General features: G+C 35.3%; 15 protein-coding genes. 7 read left to right on the forward strand and 8 right to left on the reverse strand.

All coding sequences use genetic code 11. The features are described 5' to 3' along the window. Positions 1 to 151: 151 nt before the first annotated feature. Together HNS38_RS02940 and HNS38_RS21020 are read right to left on the reverse strand one after the other, a co-directional pair. A complete protein-coding gene (locus tag HNS38_RS02940; RefSeq protein ID WP_172278221.1) occupies positions 152 to 715 on the reverse strand; it encodes an archaeosortase/exosortase family protein in 564 nt (187 codons plus the stop codon). A 60-nt stretch (positions 716 to 775) separates the two neighbouring features. Then, the gene (locus tag HNS38_RS21020; RefSeq protein WP_172345952.1) at positions 776 to 2,659 is read right to left on the reverse strand and encodes an OmpA family protein; all 1,884 of its coding nucleotides are present in this window, start codon (positions 2,657 to 2,659) and stop codon (positions 776 to 778) included. A 165-nt stretch (positions 2,660 to 2,824) separates the two neighbouring features. Between HNS38_RS21020 and HNS38_RS02950 the strand changes: the two genes are divergently transcribed. Continuing rightward, on the forward strand, positions 2,825 to 3,802 hold the full coding sequence (locus tag HNS38_RS02950; protein ID WP_172278225.1) for a tRNA-dihydrouridine synthase family protein: 978 nt from the start codon (positions 2,825 to 2,827) through the stop codon (positions 3,800 to 3,802). A gap of 31 nt (positions 3,803 to 3,833) precedes the next feature. Here HNS38_RS02950 and HNS38_RS02955 read toward each other — a convergent pair whose 3' ends face one another. Beyond that, complete coding sequence (locus HNS38_RS02955) at positions 3,834 to 5,276, reverse strand: M17 family metallopeptidase (RefSeq protein WP_216663624.1); 1,443 nt, start codon at positions 5,274 to 5,276, stop codon at positions 3,834 to 3,836. 125 nt (positions 5,277 to 5,401) lie between these two features. On the opposite strand from HNS38_RS02955, the gene frr reads away from it, so the two are divergent. The 3 genes from frr (at position 5,402) to HNS38_RS02970 (ending at position 8,361) form a co-directional block, all read left to right on the forward strand. Beyond that, on the forward strand, positions 5,402 to 5,965 hold the full coding sequence (frr, locus tag HNS38_RS02960; protein ID WP_172278227.1) for a ribosome recycling factor: 564 nt from the start codon (positions 5,402 to 5,404) through the stop codon (positions 5,963 to 5,965). 68 nt (positions 5,966 to 6,033) lie between these two features. After that, positions 6,034 to 6,645: a fumarylacetoacetate hydrolase family protein gene (locus HNS38_RS02965; RefSeq protein WP_172345953.1), complete on the forward strand. Its 612-nt coding sequence runs from the start codon at positions 6,034 to 6,036 to the stop codon at positions 6,643 to 6,645. A 138-nt stretch (positions 6,646 to 6,783) separates the two neighbouring features. Further along, complete coding sequence (locus tag HNS38_RS02970; protein WP_172278231.1) at positions 6,784 to 8,361, forward strand: peptide chain release factor 3; 1,578 nt, start codon at positions 6,784 to 6,786, stop codon at positions 8,359 to 8,361. 19 nt (positions 8,362 to 8,380) lie between these two features. Here HNS38_RS02970 and HNS38_RS02975 read toward each other — a convergent pair whose 3' ends face one another. The 3 genes from HNS38_RS02975 to HNS38_RS02985 all read right to left on the reverse strand — a co-directional run bounded on the left by HNS38_RS02975 (position 8,381) and on the right by HNS38_RS02985 (position 14,102). Next, positions 8,381 to 9,811 (reverse strand): ATP-binding protein, encoded by a 1,431-nt coding sequence (locus tag HNS38_RS02975; RefSeq protein WP_172278233.1) that lies wholly within the window; start codon positions 9,809 to 9,811, stop codon positions 8,381 to 8,383. Positions 9,812 to 9,933: 122 nt separating this feature from the next. Continuing rightward, complete coding sequence (locus HNS38_RS02980; RefSeq protein ID WP_172345954.1) at positions 9,934 to 12,234, reverse strand: T9SS type A sorting domain-containing protein; 2,301 nt, start codon at positions 12,232 to 12,234, stop codon at positions 9,934 to 9,936. Positions 12,235 to 12,470: 236 nt separating this feature from the next. Next, complete coding sequence (locus HNS38_RS02985) at positions 12,471 to 14,102, reverse strand: NAD+ synthase (protein WP_172345955.1); 1,632 nt, start codon at positions 14,100 to 14,102, stop codon at positions 12,471 to 12,473. A 156-nt stretch (positions 14,103 to 14,258) separates the two neighbouring features. On the opposite strand from HNS38_RS02985, the gene rpe reads away from it, so the two are divergent. The 3 genes from rpe (at position 14,259) to HNS38_RS03000 (ending at position 16,196) form a co-directional block, all read left to right on the forward strand. Next, on the forward strand, positions 14,259 to 14,921 hold the full coding sequence (rpe, locus tag HNS38_RS02990; RefSeq protein WP_172345956.1) for a ribulose-phosphate 3-epimerase: 663 nt from the start codon (positions 14,259 to 14,261) through the stop codon (positions 14,919 to 14,921). 102 nt (positions 14,922 to 15,023) lie between these two features. Beyond that, positions 15,024 to 15,362, forward strand: coding sequence for a 30S ribosome-binding factor RbfA (gene rbfA / locus HNS38_RS02995; protein WP_172278240.1), 339 nt, complete (start codon positions 15,024 to 15,026; stop codon positions 15,360 to 15,362). Positions 15,363 to 15,368: 6 nt separating this feature from the next. Beyond that, the gene (locus HNS38_RS03000; RefSeq protein ID WP_172278241.1) at positions 15,369 to 16,196 is read left to right on the forward strand and encodes a bifunctional 2-polyprenyl-6-hydroxyphenol methylase/3-demethylubiquinol 3-O-methyltransferase UbiG; all 828 of its coding nucleotides are present in this window, start codon (positions 15,369 to 15,371) and stop codon (positions 16,194 to 16,196) included. Positions 16,197 to 16,273: 77 nt separating this feature from the next. Here the strand turns inward: HNS38_RS03000 and dprA are convergent, their stop codons facing one another. Both dprA and pyk read right to left on the reverse strand, forming a co-directional pair. Then, positions 16,274 to 17,383 carry a DNA-processing protein DprA gene (dprA, locus tag HNS38_RS03005; RefSeq protein WP_172345957.1) on the reverse strand — a complete coding sequence of 370 codons (1,110 nt, stop codon included), beginning with the start codon at positions 17,381 to 17,383 and terminating at the stop codon, positions 16,274 to 16,276. A gap of 70 nt (positions 17,384 to 17,453) precedes the next feature. Then, positions 17,454 to 18,893 (reverse strand): pyruvate kinase, encoded by a 1,440-nt coding sequence (gene pyk, locus HNS38_RS03010; protein WP_172278244.1) that lies wholly within the window; start codon positions 18,891 to 18,893, stop codon positions 17,454 to 17,456. Positions 18,894 to 19,054: the final 161 nt, after the last annotated feature.

Below are 19,054 nucleotides of genomic sequence, written 5' to 3' on the forward strand. Positions count from 1 at the left end.
AAACGCTTTAAAAGTTAGAGATTTGGAAAAATAAGTATAATGAACACGCTTTTTGATAGTTCAAGTTTAGAACTCATCACCAATCTACTAGAATTGGATAGTCTTTTTGAGGCTAATGATTAGAAGTTTTAATTGAAGAATTGAAATGATATTATTTATTCCTAATTTTCTCCACCCAATAAACCCAAAGGCTAAAGATAATCACATAGAAGAATGGGCGGAATAAGTAATCGTGGCTGAATTTCCAATAATCGGGAACAGCAACTAGAACTACTGCAAGTCCAATAATTCGGAATAAATTGGTCAGGTGAACGATAAAAATACCTAGAGGAATATACCATAGTTTATGTTTCCAAGGGCCAGGGAAAATCATCATCAGTAAGGCGAATTGTATCATTTGTTTTAAGCCTGAGCATCCATGATTAATGGCAATATATCCTTCGTTGGCCCAATACATGGTTCTGTCCACAGTTGTGATTTCCATCCCCAAAACATGTTGAATAAACCAAGAACTCTCCACAAATACTCTTTCAGAAAGATGGTCGTGCATAGCAGCCAAAGTTTCAGTAAAAGGGTAGTATTGCTGGGTTACCCAGTATCGGTATGTATAATGAATTACCAAAGTAATAAGGATAAAAAGGGCCACATCAACAATGGGTTCTAACTTCTTTTCTTCTACAAATGCTTTAAACTTTGAATAGTAACTTGGGGTCATAATTAATAAATTTGATGCTAAAGTAGGGAAAACTTTTTGATGGATTTTGATTTTTTTTGGCTATTGTTTTTTTATAACGAATACAGTTCTTCTGTTTTTTGCTCTTCCACTATAAGTTTCATTGCTCGCAATAGGCTTCGATTCTCCATATCCATTGGCCGATAATCTTGAACTAGGTATGCCTTGTTCCACTAGGTATTGGTAAACTGCTTTAGCTCTTTTGTCTGATAATACTAAATTGGTCTCCTCTTGTCCCACATTATCAGTATGTCCTTGAATCTCTACTATAATATTATCATTATCAATTAAGAATTCTAAAAACTCATCAATAATACGTTTGGCATCTTTGTTGAGTTCAGAGGAATTGGTGACAAAGTGAATATCATCAATATTATAAGCTTCGCCAACTTTTATTTCTTTCACTTTTAAATCTACTGTTTTAGGCTGATTGAGGGTGGTATCTTCAACACTTAAATATCTTGAAGAATAGACATAGCCTTCTTGTTTTACCGTAAGAACTTGGTCTTCTTTAAAAAGAATGGCAGCCACATATTTACCTGTGTTAGCATTTACAGGTATTTCTGTAATGGCTTTAGTTTGCATGTTCTTAAGTTGAACTCGCGCCCTGATAGGTTCGGAATTGTTTTCTACTTCAATTTCACCTTTAACTAAAAGCACTTTTTGTGGACGAGCTTCTTCATAGAGGGGAAATGAATATAAATTCCATTTATAATTAGCATCTAATCTATTAGAGGCATAATAGCCATGACGGCCATCGGTACTTGCAAAGAAACCTAAATCATCATCAAAAGAATTGATAGGGTAACCTATGTTTTTGGGTTCTTGCCAAACTCCATTTTCATCTTGTCTACTGAAATAAATATCATAGCCTCCAAGTCCTTTTTGGCCATCGGTGGAATAGTAAAGTGTCTGACTATCGGTGTGAATAAATGGTGATTTTTCATTCCCAGAAGTATTAACGGGTGCACCTACATTTTCTGGATGACTCCATTCTCCTTCTTCATCTTTTCTAATTTGATAGATATCATAACCTCCCAATCCTCCTTCTCTATTGCTTGCAAAAAATATAGTCATTCCATCAGAAGTTACACTGGGTTGTGATTCCCATGAATCAGGATTATTAATATGTTCGCCTAGGCTTTCAATATTGCTCCAATATCCTTTATCGAAAAAGCTATGGTATAAATCGCAATTTAAATAATTGGTTTTTGGATCGCGAATACATACTGTATAATAAAGGCTATTATTATCAATGGTAAGGGTAGCAGCACCTTCATTTTCTACTTTATTGAAAGGATATTCCATTTCCCATCCTTGCTCAAATTTTCCGTTTTCGTTTCTTAAGCTGAAAGTGAAAACTTCCTTATCCACCAATTGCTCGGTTAAGCCTCGGCTGATATAGTGTTTCTGACGGCGGGTAAAAAGTGCAAACTCATTATCTGGAGAAATAATAGGAAGGTACTCATCTTCTTTGGTAGAAATCCCTTCAACTTTTTTAGGCTCGAAGGGCACTGGATGCTCTAACAGTTCTTGAGTGGCTTTTGCATATTCTAAATAATTCTTGGCTTCAAAATAATCGTCATCGGTTTTAATTAAATCCACATCTTTTAAAAAGAATTGAAATCGCTCAACAGATTTTTTAAAATCTTTAGCACCATAATATATCTTACCTAAATAGAAATGTGAGTAAATGACGCTGTCCATGCAAAGGTTTACAGATTTTTCTAGATATTTTTTAGCTGTATTTATATTGGGACTTGAATTCTCGATATAGAAAATCCCAAGCGACATTTGAGCTTTGGCATAATCAGGGACTTCTTTGCTGAGTTGAAACATGATTTTTCTAGCCTCATTATAATTTTTGGCTTCATGATATTCCCAAGCTTTCTGATAGCTTTTTAGTTCTTTTTTTGATAGTTCCACCTCGCAAGATTGGCCAAAAGCATTTGATATAGCCAATGATAGAAGCATCAGATAAATAAAAAAGTTGATATTTTTTTTGAAGTGATTCATTTAAGGTAAAACGAAATATTCATTCAATATTATTATAAATTTGTAGCTGTAAATACAAACTTAATTTGTGAAGCTATGATTTTATATTTGGCACCTTTGCAAGGTTATACTGAGGCTTATTTTAGAAATGCTTATAGTAAGTATTTCGACAGCTTCGATCATAGTATAGCGCCATTTATTCCTGCCGGTAAAGGCGATTCCATTAAGGCTTCTCGTATTAAGGATCTACTGCACGAAAATAATGATAAAATGCCGGTTGACCCACAAATAATTGGGAAATATGCACCGGAGTTTATTCCGCTCGCGAATCACTTATACCATTATGGGTATAAAACGCTGAATATTAATATGGGATGCCCCATTAAAAGCATTGCTCATAAGATGCGTGGTTCAGGTATGATTGCTTATCCTGAGGTAGTTGAAATGCTTTTGGAGAAGTTGTTTGAGGAGGTTCAAAACGAAATTTCAGTAAAAATTCGCTTGGGTTATTATAAAAAGGAAGAATTGGAAGTCCTCATGCCCTTATTAAATAAGTTTCCATTAAAAGAATTGATTGTACATCCGCGATTAGGAGTTGATATGTACAGTATAGATCCAGATTTGGATGCTTTTGAATGGTGTTTGAAAAACTCAAGTAATCCTCTAGTTTATAGTGGCGACATATTTACGGTACAAAACATGAATGATTTGCAGGCACAATTTCCAAAACAAGAAAAGTGGATGATAGGGAGAGGTGTTATTTATGATTTGTTTCTTCCACATCAAATTAAGCATGGAGAAATTTCAAAATTCGACAAGCAAGAATTGTTTGGTGCATTCCACCAAAAGCTACAAGATGAGGTTATAAAATATAGGCGGAGACCTAAGAATCAACTCAATAAAATGAAAGAATATTGGGGATACTTTTCACGACAATTTGAGAATTTTAATGAGATTCACTATAAAATAACTAGATGTAGTTCCTTGGAGGAATTTGAGGAATTGAGTCAGAAAGTGTTACGAGAAGAAAAATGGCGCGACCAACCTATTATTGATCACACCATGTCTGAGTAAAGCCACAAAGAAATGGTATTATGGTATTTCCTTATTTCTTCGCCAATCCCTTAGCAAAATCAAAAAGCAATCTTACACCAACTCCACTGCCACCAACTCCACGATAGTTAAATTTCTTGGTATTGAAAGCCGGCCCAGCAATATCTAAATGAATATAAGGGTAGTCGGTAAATTTTTCTAGGAATTTACCTGCTGTGATGGCTCCACCTTCTGCTCCACCTAAATGAACCATGTCTGCAATCTCAGATTTTAACTGCTCAGCATATTCATCCCAGAATGGAAATTCTACAATGCGCTCCCCCGTTTTTTCTCCACTTTCTTTTAAGTTAGTCATGTGCTCACCATATTTAGAACCCATGGCTACAACGCCAAGGTTTCCAATGGCACGAGCAGCTGCACCAGTTAATGTAGCTAAATCTATTACCAATGATGGATTGAATTTCTTGGCATAAGACAAGGCATCAGCTAAAATCATTCTGCCTTCTGCATCTGTATTAATAACTTCCACAGTTTGTCCATCGAACATAGTAATGACATCACCACTGGCATAAGCATTTCCGCCAGGACGGTTATCGGTGGCAGGGATTAAAGCCATAATATAAAGAGGAAGCTTGGCTTTAGCGATGGCGAAAGCAACACCTGCTGCAGCAGCGGCACCACCCATGTCACATTTCATGGTATTCATGAATTCGCCAGTTTTAATATTTAAGCCTCCAGTATCATAAACCACACCTTTTCCTACAAAAACAACGGGTTGCTCATTAATTGCATTTTCAGGTTTGTACTCGAAGATGGTAAATGTTGGTGGGTCTATACTGCCTTTGTTAACGGCTAAAAGGCCACCCATTTTTAAAGCTTCAATCTTATTCTTATTTAGAATGTCGATTTTGGCGCCAGCATCTTCGGCCATAGCTTTAATTTCATTGGCTAAACCTTCTGCATTTAAATAATTTACTGGCTGATTAACCAAAGTACGAGCCATAAGAGTAGCTTCAAGTACCACATTTAATTCATTGACATCCTCTTGATTTATTTCAGCATTAATCAGATGAATAGTTTCAAGATATCGAATCACTTTCTCTTTTTGGGTTTTATAAGCCACAAAACTATAGTTACTTAAGACCATACCTTCTGCAAATGCAGAAATTTGGGCTTTATTTAAACTTTTTGCTATAATATAAACCTCTTGTGATTTTCTATTTTGAAGGCAATTAATCAAACTATCCCCCATCTTTCTAAGTGCTTCTAGAGTGTGGTTGGGGTTTTCTTTTTCTTCCACCAATTCAATATAAATCTGATGTGAAAGTCTGTCGAAAGAAAATTTCTTCTTCTCATTTTCAGTGAACTGCATGGTCAGATGCTCCAATTCTTCCGAAGAAATAGGAAGCTGATCGTTGAGTTCAGATTTTTTAATGAGGAAGATGCTGGTGCTTTGTTCAGCAATATTGTTTTGTTTGTTGAGAATAGTAAACATATGAAACAGGTTTTTATGAAGAGCAAAAGTACAAATAATGCTTTGTTTTCTGATATATCATTGAATTCTATATGTGGTTTCAAAAATATATTTTATTTTTGTCTGAAAATATAAACATCACAACTATGTTAGAGGAAGCAAAAATGATCTTGGAAGATGCTAAAGAAGGTATGGAATCTTCACTTGAACACTTGGATAAAGAGTTTTTAAAAATTAGGACAGGAAAAGCAAATCCATCTATGTTATTGGGTGTGAAGGCCGAGTTTTATGGAACCTTAACTCCCATAGAGCAAATGGCGAATATTAATACTCCTGACCCCAGACAAATAGTTGTACAGCCATGGGACAAAAGTACTTTGCATACTATTGAAAAAGCTATCCTTAATTCTAACTTAGGTTTTAATCCTCAAAATGATGGCGAAATTATTCGTATTGCTGTTCCACCATTGACTACAGAGAGAAGAAGAGATTTAGTGAAAAAAGCAAAAGGGGAAGGTGAAGATACTAAAGTGGGAATTAGAAATATCAGGAGGTCTGCTAATGATATGGCTAAAGGTCTAAAGGATGAAGGATATTCTGAGGATATGGTTTCTAATTTAGAATCAGATATTCAAGAATTAACTGATAAATACATCAAAAAAGTAGATGAGCTTTTTGCAGAGAAGGAAATTGACATCACTACTATTTAATTAAAGATAAAAATCTAAAAGCCATTTCCTTTGTTAAGGAAGTGGCTTTTTTCATAAATATAAGCTCCATGAAAGTCATTTGTATCGGTAGAAATTATATCAACCACGCTAAAGAATTAAATAATCCTATTCCGTCTAAACCAGTTTTCTTTATGAAGCCAGATACGGCCGTTTTAAGAAAGAACCTCCCTTTTTTCTATCCAGAATTTACTCAAGATTTACATCATGAAGTGGAGATTGTGGTTCGAATTAGTAAAATAGGAAAGTATATACAAGAGGAATTTGCCCATAAACATTATGATGAAATTGGATTAGGAATTGATTTTACTGCTCGTGATCTGCAGAATGAACAAAAGAAAAAGGGATTGCCTTGGGAAATTGCCAAAGCATTTGACAGTTCAGCTCCTATTGGAGATTTTATTCCCAAATCAGAATTAGGAGATTTAAATAAACTATCTCTAAGCTTGAAAAAAAATGAGGAGACTGTCCAATCAGGATCATCCGCGGATATGATTTTCACTATCGATAAAATCATTGCTTATGTTTCTCAGTTTGTGAGTTTGAAAATTGGTGATTTAATCTTTACCGGAACACCAGAAGGAGTAGGGCCAGTAAAAATTGGTGATCGACTTACAGGATTTCTCAACGATAAAGAAATGTTCTCTTTTGAAGTGAAATAAAATACCTATATGCAAGTCTTGCAAGCATTGATAAATGGTAAGATGTCTAATTTCTTTATGGACATTTAAAATCTTCGAGCTTCAAGCTTCGCACTTCCATTCCAAAAACCTATCTTTGCGCCCACTAAAAAATATTCGATGGGCTTAATACAAGAAATAGGAAGAAGAAGGACATTTGCCATTATCTCGCATCCCGATGCTGGAAAAACAACGCTTACTGAGAAGTTGCTACTTTATGGTGGGGCTATTCAGGTAGCAGGTGCTGTAAAATCTAATAAGATTAAAAAGACAGCGACTTCCGATTTCATGGAGATTGAAAAGCAAAGAGGTATTTCTGTGGCTACTTCAGTTATGGGATTTGATTATAAAGGCTTCAAAATTAATATTCTTGATACTCCTGGTCATAAAGATTTCCAAGAAGATACCTATAGAACCTTAACTGCTGCCGATAGTGTTATAGTTGTTGTAGATGTGGCGAAAGGGGTAGAGCCTCAAACTGAAAAGTTGGTGGAGGTTTGTCGGATGAGAAAGATCCCTATTATTGTATTTATCAATAAGCTCGATAGACATGGTAAAGATGCATTTGAGTTATTGGACGAGATTGAGCAAAAACTACATATCAATGTGACTCCTCTGAGTTGGCCTATTAATATGGGTCCTGATTTTAAGGGTGTTTATAGTATCTTTGAAGATAAATTAAACCTTTTTACTCCCAGCAAGCAATATGTGGAGGAGTATGTTGAAGTGGATGGTTTAGAAGATTCGAAGCTGGATGAAATAGTAGGTAGCTTTGAAGCAGATACTTTAAGGGAAGATATGGAAATGGTAACTGGGGTTTATCCCAAATTCCAAAGAGAAACCTATTTAGATGGAGATATTTCACCCGTATTTTTTGGTAGTGCATTAAATAATTTTGGTGTAATGGAACTGTTAAACTGTTTTGTCGATATTGCTCCCAATCCACTTCCATATGAAACTGAAGAAAGGGTAGTAAAACCAGAGGAGGATAAGTTTACAGGATTTGTGTTTAAGATCCATGCTAATCTCGACCCCAATCATCGCGATAGAATTGCTTTTGTTCGTGTGACTTCTGGAGTATTCCGTCGTAATGTTTTCTATAAGCATGTTCGCCTTGATAAAAAAGTGAGATTTTCGAGTCCAACAGCCTTTATGGCCGAAAAAAAATCGGTAATTGATGAGGTGTACCCTGGTGATATCGTTGGTTTACATGATACAGGAAGCTTTAAAATTGGTGATAGTCTCACTGAAGGAGAAGTTCTGAATTTCAAAGGAATTCCTAGTTTCTCACCCGAGCTCTTTAAGTATATTGAGAACGATGATCCTATGAAGTCTAAACAATTGGCCAAAGGTATAGACCAGTTGATGGATGAAGGAGTGGCCCAGCTTTTTGTTGGAAAAACTTCTACCAGAAAAATTATTGGAACCGTTGGAGCTTTGCAGTTTGAAGTCATCCAGTATAGATTATTGCATGAGTACGGTGCAAAATGTAGATATGAGCATATCACTTTATATAAAACGGCTTGGATAACCAGCGATAATAAAGCTGCCTTAGATGATTTTGTGAAGAGAAAAGGTTCTAGCTTAGCAGTAGATAAGGAAGGAAGACTCGTATTTCTGGCTGAATCTCGTTATTCTCTTGACCTAGCGATGAGTAAATATAAAGACATTAACTTTCATTTTACTTCTGAGTTTTAGTGGATAGCCTCCTCCTTTTTTAAGTTTCGGGTAGGAATAGGGCATCCATCTTAATATCATTTTGAACTAAACCTAATGAATGTTGGTTTTCTAGGATTCCATAGGTGGTGAGCATGCATAAGAATACAGATTTTCTAGTAGAGGTTTCAGTTTTAAAAAGACCGATTTTGTTTCTTAGTTCGCTGGCATATTTTTTTGTAATGGTATAGGGGTTTATAGAGAATTTTACTTCACATAAATTAATCACCTGATCCCTTCTGTCTATGACTAAATCAATTTGAGCACCATTATCAGAACTCATACTTCTCCATGATGAAACTTCAGAGTACACACCACTAATTCCTAGTTTTTGTTTAATCTGAGGAATGTGTTGAAGGCAAATTTGCTCATAAGTATAGCCACTCCAAGCCCGATATTTAGGAGAGTCAATTGTGTTTATCCAATTGTTTTTATCTATTGCATTCGAGTCTTTAATGAATCTCAAATAAAACATTGAATAAAAGTCAACCAGCTGATATAAGCTATTTCTAAACTTCTTCCCAAAAGGTTGGTATTTTCTAATAAACCCGCTCTGTTCTAGTTCATCTAATACACGAGTTGTACTTCCTGCATTAGGTAAATCAGATAGTTTTACAATTTCATCTCGGGTTAAGCCCATGGCTTTTTTAGCCATCACCGAAATGATTTTGACATGGTTTTCAGATTTTTTAAATAATGAACGAAATAAGTTATTGAATTCATTCCTTAGTAGGCCTGTTTCTGAAAAACACACTTCTTCTATATTTTGAAAGGCACTTTTCCCAGCTTGGATTTCATCCCAATAAAATGGTATCCCTCCTATTGACATATACAATTGAATGATTTGATACCTATCTAATTCTATAGTTCTATTTTTTAAATACTTCTCACATTCGAATAAATTGAATGGATTTAATTTAATAGTTTTTGTAATTCTATTGTGAAGACCTCCTTTGTTATTGATAAGTTTATTTACCATCCATGAGGTTGCAGATCCGCAAACAATTAAAATAACATCATTGCGTGCAGAAGCCCAACTATTCCAGAAATGCTCTAATCCTTGAATAAATTTTGAATTTCTGGTATCAAACCATGGTAATTCATCAATGAATATGACTTTTTTCCCAATTTTGGTTTCCAAAAAATCGATTAGTTGTGCGAAGGCTGTTATCCAGTCTTCTGCTAAATTGATGGTTTCATTGTTTTTTTGATGTGTATTTATGGTTAGGTTGAAGTTTGCTAATTGAAGTTTGCTTGAAGTATTAGCTAAACCTGTTATTTGAAAGGTAAACTTATTCTCAAAAGCAGATCTTATTAGATAGGTTTTGCCAACTCTTCTTCTTCCATAAACAGCAATAAATTCTGACTTATGTGAATGATAAAGCTTATCGAGTAAGCTAAGTTCTTTTTCTCTTCCTACAATTTCACCCATGAGACTTTATTTGGCTATAAATATATAAAAAATTATAGTTGTAGCCAAATAGAATTCTAAATATGGCTATAAGTCTTCTAAATACATTGTTTATAGCCAAATTAAAAAATGTAATCTTGATTTTATAAGGGAATTACAAATTTCTCGGCTAGTAATCTGCTATCCAATTTTATTTGCAGAACATAAGTTCCTGCTTCTATGTTAAGAGGCTGTTCTGTTTGCGTGAAATTTGCTCTACTAAATGAGGATACTCGTCTACCCATCATATCGAAAATACTAAATTCAGCTTGTTTGATGTATTCTTCACTATTGATGACTATTGCTTGATTAGCGTAAAATGCTATAATCTTAGCCTCCTCCATTTCATTGATAAAGTCAGGCTTTTTAGTGGATTTCAGCTTCTTCAAAATCCTAAACCCAGATTCTTCCTCTTCAGCATCTAGTTCATAAATCCAACTGGGCATTTCAAATTCATCAATATTGTAGATGCTATCCATAGTTACATCTACTTGTCTTAAAAAGCCAGCATCATCTCCATAATGTCGGCAAACATTCACAGCAAAGGCATCTCCATTGTTATTATAATCAGCTATGAATGAATATTTTGTTCCGTTTGCTTTAGAATTACCAGAGTTTAAGGTTCTCATTTCAAGTGTAGATAAATCAAAACTCACCGTTTTTCTATAAGCAATATCCCACTTCGAATAGTACAACTTCTCAATGAATTCTCCGACTAACAAATGCTCTGCTGTTTTAACAAAATTGAAATTAATTGAACTATAATCATAACCTGAATAATCACCTTTATAATCTTTCAAATTGGCAACAATACTCATTTCTTGTGACGGTATATTAAAATTCATCAATACAGCACTATCTGTAGCTCTTGCTTGACAGAGTAGGTTGTTCTCATCCATTAGAAGCATTTGGTCAATTTCTAAATTTCCAAATGGAACTAATTCCTCAATTTCGTGACTTGAAATATGGTACCGTTCCATCTTTTGCGTAGAATTATTTGCTCTAATTAAACTAGAACCTGATTCTCTAAGCCATTTGTTTTTATAATGATAAGGGCTGAATCCTTCTTCAGAAACATATTCTAACTGTTTGGTTTCTGGATTGTACAAGAAGCTTTTTTCAGAAACACCATAATAAAATCCCAAAACTTTATTTTCAGAAGTAGTAAACACCTGACTTGCCTTTGTTGCATCGGGAAATTCGTCCACTATATTCATTAGCTTTTGATACGCTTTAGTTTCTGGATTAAACTGATATAATGTACCGCCACCATAATATGGCTCGTAGGTATTACCACCTTTACTTGTAATCCCAATGATTCCGCCATTCTCTAACTGTGTAAAATCGGTTGGATAAAAGCCCCCATAAACATTGGGGTTCATACTTATTGTTTTCAGGTTTTGATATGTAAAACTTTCATTATCGATTTTATATATATGACGGTGAATATTAGTATCTATAGTACTAAACATTCCCAATATGGCTCCATCTGGAGCTAAACTTAATGCGCTTTTGGTTTCAAAATTGCTTTCAGGTAAATAAGAATATACCAAATCTATTTCATTTGTTAATGTGTTATAAGAAAAAACCCCGCCAAAGTCATGGGCCCCACCATCAACGCTATTCCCAAATATTTTTTGTTCATCATCAATTACTAAATTCCCAATTAAACTATTTCCAACCTCTTCTGGAATAGGAGCTAAAATTTCGAAAATAGAATTTGATGGGTCATAAGAAAACATATAAAATCGGTTATCCTTTGGCACTAGTTTTCCTGCACCATATAATTTCCCACCTGAATCCATTACGAATCCTTTTAACCAGTTTATTCCAGAATGATATTCTAAGGAATCATTAGTATAGATAAATTCTTCATTATAACTATCTGTATCCAAATCATAGGAATCAATAAAAAAGCTCATCTTTCCATCTATAACGAGAGTTGCCATAGAGTATAATTTATGATTATCTGCTATAATTCTTCCAACCCTTGAACGAATCGGCTTTTCTTGTTCAGCAAGCACACTTGTTTCATAGGAGTTTAAATACACAGCGGTAAGTTGCTCTGTTGCTCCATTTACCCGCCAAGTTAAAAGCTCATTATCATTTATTGGGTTAATGATAGGATTACGAAAGAATATATTCAAATCTATTTTTTCATATTCAAGGGTAGATACATTCATTTTATACGAGCGTGTATCCCCTTCATTATTTGCTCTATAATAACAATAGCCCTGTTGGTCATAAAAAAAACTCCCAAGCAAAGCCCCAGGTGGACTTACTGTCTGATAATCACCTGTTTCAATATTATACTTGAACACCCGTTCTCCTGTGCAACCAATATAGTCATTAGTATTCCCAATTTGAGTCATTGGATTACCTCTATATGGAAGAACATATCGCATAAATCGGTGCTGGATTTCGATTTCTTGACTGGCACTATCAATACTAAATAATATGCCACCATTATCAGAACCTGCGAAATGTTTTACACCCCATATCTCAGTTTGTTAGAAAAGGCTAAGACTTACAATAAATAAAACAAAAATGAAGATGCGTTTCATGATTTTATTTTTACGTTTGATATATAACGTAAATGTACAAATAATAATAATAATAATAATGAAACTTCTTTGCTTTTTTAACTCAAATATTTAGCAACAATTGGAATCCTTCTTCCCATTCCAAATGCTTTAGAGCTCACACGTAAAACTGGGGAGGTTTGATAACGCTTGTACTCATTTAGGTTAACGAGTCGTAAAATGCGATGAACTAGAGCTTCTTCAAAACCCATGCCTATAAGTTCTTGTGGACCTTTGCGTTTCTCAATATATTGAAAGAGAATCTCATCTAAAATTTCGTAATCTGGTAAAGAATCAGAATCCTTTTGGTCAGGACGTAATTCTGCAGATGGTGGTTTAGTAATCGTGTTCCAAGGAATTACTTCTTCATCTTTATTCATGAACCGAGCCAGCTCAAACACGTCAATCTTGTAGACATCCCCAAGAACAGAAAGACCGCCATTCATATCACCATATAATGTTCCGTAACCTACCGCTGCTTCGCTTTTGTTGCTTGTATTGAGCAGAATACTTCCAAATTTATTGCTTAATGCCATTAGGAGGACTCCTCTAGAACGTGCTTGAATATTCTCTTCTGCAATACCAAAAGGCAAGCCTTTAAACTGTTCTTCCAACTCTTTCTCAAAAGCATTATAAATGTTTTTAATGGGGATGATATCGTAAGGAGAGCCTAAGTTTTTAGCTAAGTCTTCTGCGTCTTTCACCGAATGGTCGCTAGAATATTGAGAAGGTAATAATATGGAAGTTACATTTTCGACTCCCAAGGCTTTTACTGCTAATACCAAAGTTACGGCTGAGTCTATTCCTCCACTTAATCCGAGGAGGGCCTTTTTGAAACCCAATTTCTCAAAATAATTTCTAATGCCCATTACCAAAGCATCGTGTATCAATTCTATTTTGCTAGTTTGACAAGTTTCCACAGGAGTTGACGAGAGGTTTTGAGTATCGAAAAACTGAAAATCTTCTTCAAAATAACTCATTTCACCCACTATCTCAGCTTTCTCATTCATCACCAAACTACCACCATCAAAAAGTAATTCGGTTTGCGCGCCCACATGATTCACATACAATAGTGGAATATTATATTTTTCCACATTCCTCTTTAGTATATCTTTTCGCACTTCACGCTGATCGAAATGAAAAGGGCTGGCTGCTATATTGATCATCACATCTGGATTTTCTTTCACTAACTCATCCATAGGGTTAATGGTATATAGTGGAACATCTCCAATATTCCATAAATCCTCGCAGATAGTTAAGGCTATTTTCTCACCTTTGAAATCGATACATGAGAATTCTGAATTGGGCTCAAAATAGCGGTATTCATCAAAGATATCGTAATTGGGTAATAAGCTTTTGTGCTTGACATCCTTAATCTTCCCATCCTTAATAAAGGCAGCAGAGTTAAATAATGGCTTTCCCTTATCGGCATGATTACGAGTGGGCAAACCCATGATGACAGCAATGTTTTTACATGATTCCGCAATTTTTTCGGTACTGGCCCAGCATTTATCAATAAAATCGTTGAATTCTAAAAAATCTCGAGGAGGGTAACCCGAAATGGCCAGTTCAGAAAAAACTATTAAATCAGCTCCTTGACTTTGAGCTTTTTCAATATTCAATAAGATTTTTTGTTCATTGGAAGCAAAGTTTCCAATATGATAGTTGAGTTGTGCCAGTGCTATTTTCATGCTAAAATATATTTGCAGCAAAGATAGAAAAGCACCTTGGATTTTAGAAATCAATTTGTAATTCATAAAATTGCTAGTATTAAAGAATTAGTGTAGTTTTGCCGCCAAGAATTGTATGCCATTTCAACTGATTTAAACCCTTGAAAACGAATAGAAATGAAGACTAAAAAAATATCTCCATCATTGCTTTCTGCTGACTTTGTGAATCTAGAAAGAGACATTAAAATGCTGGAAAAAGGTGGAGCGCATTTGCTTCATGTTGATGTGATGGATGGGCACTTTGTACCTAATATCACCATTGGTCCTCCTGTGGTAAAAGCAATCAAAAAGGTGGCTTCTATTCCTTTAGATGTACATTTAATGATTGAAAACCCAGGTTTGTATGTGGATGATTTTATTAAAGCGGGTTCTGATTATGTAACTGTTCATGTAGAAGCAGCCCCTCATCTTCATCGTGTGATTCAGCAAATTAAAGCGGGTGGTGCAAAGGCTGGAGTTTCTTTAAACCCTCACACTTCTTTGTCAACTATTGAGAATGTTTTAGGAGATATTGATATGGTGTTGATTATGTCGGTAAATCCTGGATTTGGTGGGCAGAGTTTTATTCCTCAGAGTTTGGATAAAATCAGAAAGCTGAAAGCCATGTTGAAAGAGCACGGTGCGGAACATGTGGAAATAGAAATTGACGGCGGCGTGAAACTCGATAATATTAAAGAGGTTTCAGATGCTGGTGTGGATGTTTTCGTATCTGGTTCTGGGATTTTTGGGGCGGCAGATCCTCAAGATATGATTCAACAAATGATTAAGGAAATAAATTAGTACCGAATTGTGTCCTTAGAGCTTGAAAAATTACCATTTTATTAAATATTATTCATTAAAGCTTTTCAAGGGCTTTATATTGAAATTAATTACTTTTGCAGCATGGAAACAAAACGTCAAGAAAAAATAGCCAGATTAATACAGAAAGAAATGGGATTGCTTTTTCAGAAAGAGTTGTCTCACTTTGGTGGAGGGGGAATGGTTACTGTGACCAAAGCCAAAATCAGTAGTGATTTAAGTATTGCAAGAATATATGTGAGTCTTTTAGCAGTAGAAGATACTGCAGCTGTTATTCAAGAACTAAACGATAATAATAGAGATATTCGTTTTGCTTTTGGCAAAAAAATTAAAACACAATTGAGAATAGTACCTCATATTAAATTCTTTGAGGATGATTCCTTAGATTATTACGAAAATATTGAAAGACTCCTAAACGAATAAATAAAAATGAGATACGATCCCATTAAAAGAAGCCTTGGTAAGGTTTTTAATCAACATCCTTCCCTTAGAAAAATATTTTATAGTCTTCTCGATTTATTATTACTCAGAACTTGGCATGTGAAAAAAGCTTTTAGAGCTTGGTCAGAAAATGCAAAAGGAGAGGAGAATATTCTTGATGCAGGTATGGGATTTGGTCAGTATAGCTGGTTTATGTCACGAATGCTTCCTAAGGCTCAAGTAAAAGGAGTGGATGTGAAGGACGAGCAGGTGGCAGATTGTAATGGCTTCTTTACAAAAGTTGGACAAAAGAATGCTCATTTTAAAGTGGCCGATTTAACCAAGTTCGAAGAAAAAGATAAATACGATTTCATTCTTTCTGTGGATGTGATGGAACATATTGAAGATGATGTTCAGGTATTTAAGAATTTCCACGCCAGCATGAAAAAAGGCGGAATGTTATTGGTTTCAACTCCTTCAGATCAAGGAGGTAGTGATGTTCATGACCACGACCACGACCATGATAGTGGTGGAGAGCATTCATTTATTGATGAGCATGTGCGCGATGGTTATGGAATTGATGAAATTCAAGAGAAATTAAAGAAAGCAGGATTTAGTAAATCCGAAGCTCATTATAATTACGGCACTCCTGGAAAAATCAGCTGGAAATTGAGTATGAAATATCCTATTTTAATGTTGAATGTTTCTAAGGTATTTTTTATCATCTTACCTTTCTATTATTTGATTACGTTTCCATTTGCTTTGATATTGAACTATTTCGACTTAATAGGAAAACATCAAACAGGAACCGGTTTGATTGTTAAAGCTTGGAAGTAGGACCAATGCTAGAATGATTTAATGGAATAATGATTGAATAGGATAAAATCAACTATTCTAAACATATCGTAAAGCTTCTACCTCAATAACTGATAAACTTTCCCCGGCATACATTTAATTACGCCCTCAAATTCAAGATTAAGTAATGTGGAAGCTAGTTTGCTACTCGTTAAACCACTTTTTCCCATTAATATATCGATAGCACATTGCTTATTTTCTCTCAATAAATCAACAATCTTTTGCTCCTCAGGTTTTAAATCTAAGAATAGTTTGTGTTGTATGTTTTTAGGTTTTTTGGTCAAGTCCCAGGACAATTGATAGAGGAGGTCTGCCGCATTTTCAACAAGAGCAGCCCTATTGGTTTTGATGAGGAAATTGCAGCCTCTCGAGAATTGATCTTCTGGTCGGCCAGGAATGGCATAGACATCACGGCTATAGGAGTTGGCAATGTCAGCTGTAATTAACGAGCCTCCTTTTTTTGCTGACTCAACCACCAAAGTCGCATCTGCCATTCCTGCAATGACTCTATTTCTCTGAGGAAAGTTAAAAGCATCGGGTTTGGTTCCAGAAACAAATTCACTAATGATTCCACCTTTTATCTGCATTTCATCTGATAAGCCTCTATTCACAGCAGGATAAATGGTATCTAAGCCATGCGCCACAACGCCAACCGTGGGTATTTTATGCTTGACACAAGCTTTGTGAGCCCGAGTATCAACTCCATAAGCCAAGCCGCTAACTACTAAAACCCCAGCATCCTTTAAGCCTTCCACTAAAGCGTCCGTGGTTTCTTTTCCTCTTTCGGTGATATTTCTTGTTCCTACTATGGCGAGGATTCTATCATAATTCAAAACGTCTATTCCTTTGTAATAGATCAATAGAGGGCTATCCATGGCTTGTTTTAAGCGATATGGGTATTGGGCATCGTTGAAGAATAGTGCTTGTATGTTTTCCTTTTTGATGAAGGCCAATTCTTTCTCGGCATCTGCTAAGATGGATTGTTCTGAGATAAGAGTGGCTAATTTACTACCAATTCCTTCTATTTTTTCTAAATGACTTTTCTTTTGTTTAAAAACGCCTTCGGCTCCTCTGCAATAGGCGACGAGTTTCTTTCCGTTTATGCTTCCAACTCCAGGTAATAGGCTGACGCCAATTTCATAGATAAGATCTTGATCGGTTTTTATCATGCTGTTATTCTTATTGTGGGAATGCGAATATACGGAAAATGACTGATCTTATTTCTCTTTGTGGTTAATTTTAACTTCCAATCAAATTCTCAACAGTAGCAATTTCAATATAAGAGGCTCCTATGGCTTGACCAAAATTCCCAGAGATAACAGCAATTAAATTATCCTTATTGAAGGTTTGCTTATGCTTTAGATTTTCTAGGGCCAAACGGATAAAGTTGGTGTGATCTTCTGGAACTTTCATGAAATCGATATGAACCCCATATGACAAGGCCAGTTTTCGCATAGTTTGGGCATTATAACATTGGGCATAAATGGTATGTCTTCCTCTATATGCTGCTAAAGAACGAATGGTGTTCCCGCTTGTCGTATCTGCAATAATGGCTTCCAAATCTAACTTTTCAGATGCCTCTACAATGACCTTTGTAAGTTGAGCAGCTACTTGCTCATTTATGGAATTACAATCTTTATTGAATTCCGACTCCAATTTAAGTTGAGATTTATAAGTAAGGGTGGTCCCTTCTACTTCTTTTGCAATACGAGTCATCATCTGTACTGATTCGAGAGGATACTTCCCATAGGCAGTTTCTCCACTTAGCATAATGGCATCCGTACCATCAAAAATAGCATTAGCAATGTCACTAACTTCTGCTCTTGTTGGGCGTGGATTTTCTATCATACTATGTAGCATTTGTGTAGCAACAATTACTGGGCGGCGCTTTTTTATTGCAATATCAACCAATTGCTTCTGAACTAATGGAAGTTTTTCAGGAGATATTTCAATGGCTAAATCTCCTCGTGCTACCATGACACCATAGCAAACATCTAAAATTTCCTCAATGTTTTTTACGCCTTGTTCGTTCTCTATTTTCGCTATAATACTAATATTACTATTCAACTCATCCAGGATATTTTGAACTGCAAAGACATCCTCTTTATTTCTTACAAAAGAATGAGCAATAAAGTCTACATTTTCTTCCACTGCAAATCGTATAAAGTCTTTGTCTTTTTCTGAAATTGATGGTAATTTGATATGGATTGAAGGGATGTTGACACTCTTTTTCCCAACGAATTTACCAGAGTTCATAACTTTGCAATCCAGATAGGTGGAGTGTTTCTTGATAACTTCTAATTCCATTTCACCATCATCAATGAGTATCTTGCTACCCTCAGGGATGTCTTCCACAAAATGAGAATAGTTTACTCCAATATATTCCTCTTTACAGGCCAATTCTCTATCACCAGTTAGTTTTACAATGTCGCCGTATTCAACTTTTATGGCCTCATCTAAAGGAAGTGTTCTTATTTCGGGGCCTTTGGTATCGACTAGGATGGCGATTTTGTCAGAAACGGCTCTTGCATTATTTATTATTTGTCGGCTACCTTCAAAACTAGCATGTGCCGTGTTGATTCTGATGACATTCATGCCATTGTCGAATAGGTCTTTCAGGAATTCCACGGAACAATTCAGATCGGAAATGGTAGTGATGATTTTGGTTCTTTTTCTCATATTGGTTTTTGGTTTTGATCTACCGCAAAGATAGGTAATCAATTGATGATATTCACTGTTATTCTGTGCTTTAAGTTGAAAAAATACTTATTGATTGTTTTATATTAAAGGTGTTTAGAAATCACATCATCTCTTTTAAGTTGTAAAATCATTGAAAAACA

Source organism: Lentimicrobium sp. L6 (genome assembly GCF_013166655.1).
GTDB lineage: Bacteria > Bacteroidota > Bacteroidia > Bacteroidales > UBA12170 > UBA12170.

Coding starts and splice junctions, on each gene's coding strand:
- HNS38_RS02955 (WP_216663624.1), bottom strand. CDS start 5,276: ATGTTTACTATTCTCAACAAACAAAACAATATTGCTGAACAAAGCACC.
- HNS38_RS02950 (WP_172278225.1), top strand. CDS start 2,825: ATGATTTTATATTTGGCACCTTTGCAAGGTTATACTGAGGCTTATTTT.
- HNS38_RS02980 (WP_172345954.1), bottom strand. CDS start 12,234: ATGCGATATGTTCTTCCATATAGAGGTAATCCAATGACTCAAATTGGG.
- HNS38_RS03000 (WP_172278241.1), top strand. CDS start 15,369: ATGAGATACGATCCCATTAAAAGAAGCCTTGGTAAGGTTTTTAATCAA.
- HNS38_RS02975 (WP_172278233.1), bottom strand. CDS start 9,811: ATGGGTGAAATTGTAGGAAGAGAAAAAGAACTTAGCTTACTCGATAAG.
- HNS38_RS02985 (WP_172345955.1), bottom strand. CDS start 14,102: ATGAAAATAGCACTGGCACAACTCAACTATCATATTGGAAACTTTGCT.
- rbfA (WP_172278240.1), top strand. CDS start 15,024: ATGGAAACAAAACGTCAAGAAAAAATAGCCAGATTAATACAGAAAGAA.
- rpe (WP_172345956.1), top strand. CDS start 14,259: ATGAAGACTAAAAAAATATCTCCATCATTGCTTTCTGCTGACTTTGTG.
- frr (WP_172278227.1), top strand. CDS start 5,402: ATGTTAGAGGAAGCAAAAATGATCTTGGAAGATGCTAAAGAAGGTATG.
- dprA (WP_172345957.1), bottom strand. CDS start 17,383: ATGATAAAAACCGATCAAGATCTTATCTATGAAATTGGCGTCAGCCTA.
- HNS38_RS02965 (WP_172345953.1), top strand. CDS start 6,034: ATGAAAGTCATTTGTATCGGTAGAAATTATATCAACCACGCTAAAGAA.
- HNS38_RS02970 (WP_172278231.1), top strand. CDS start 6,784: ATGGGCTTAATACAAGAAATAGGAAGAAGAAGGACATTTGCCATTATC.
- pyk (WP_172278244.1), bottom strand. CDS start 18,893: ATGAGAAAAAGAACCAAAATCATCACTACCATTTCCGATCTGAATTGT.
- HNS38_RS02940 (WP_172278221.1), bottom strand. CDS start 715: ATGACCCCAAGTTACTATTCAAAGTTTAAAGCATTTGTAGAAGAAAAG.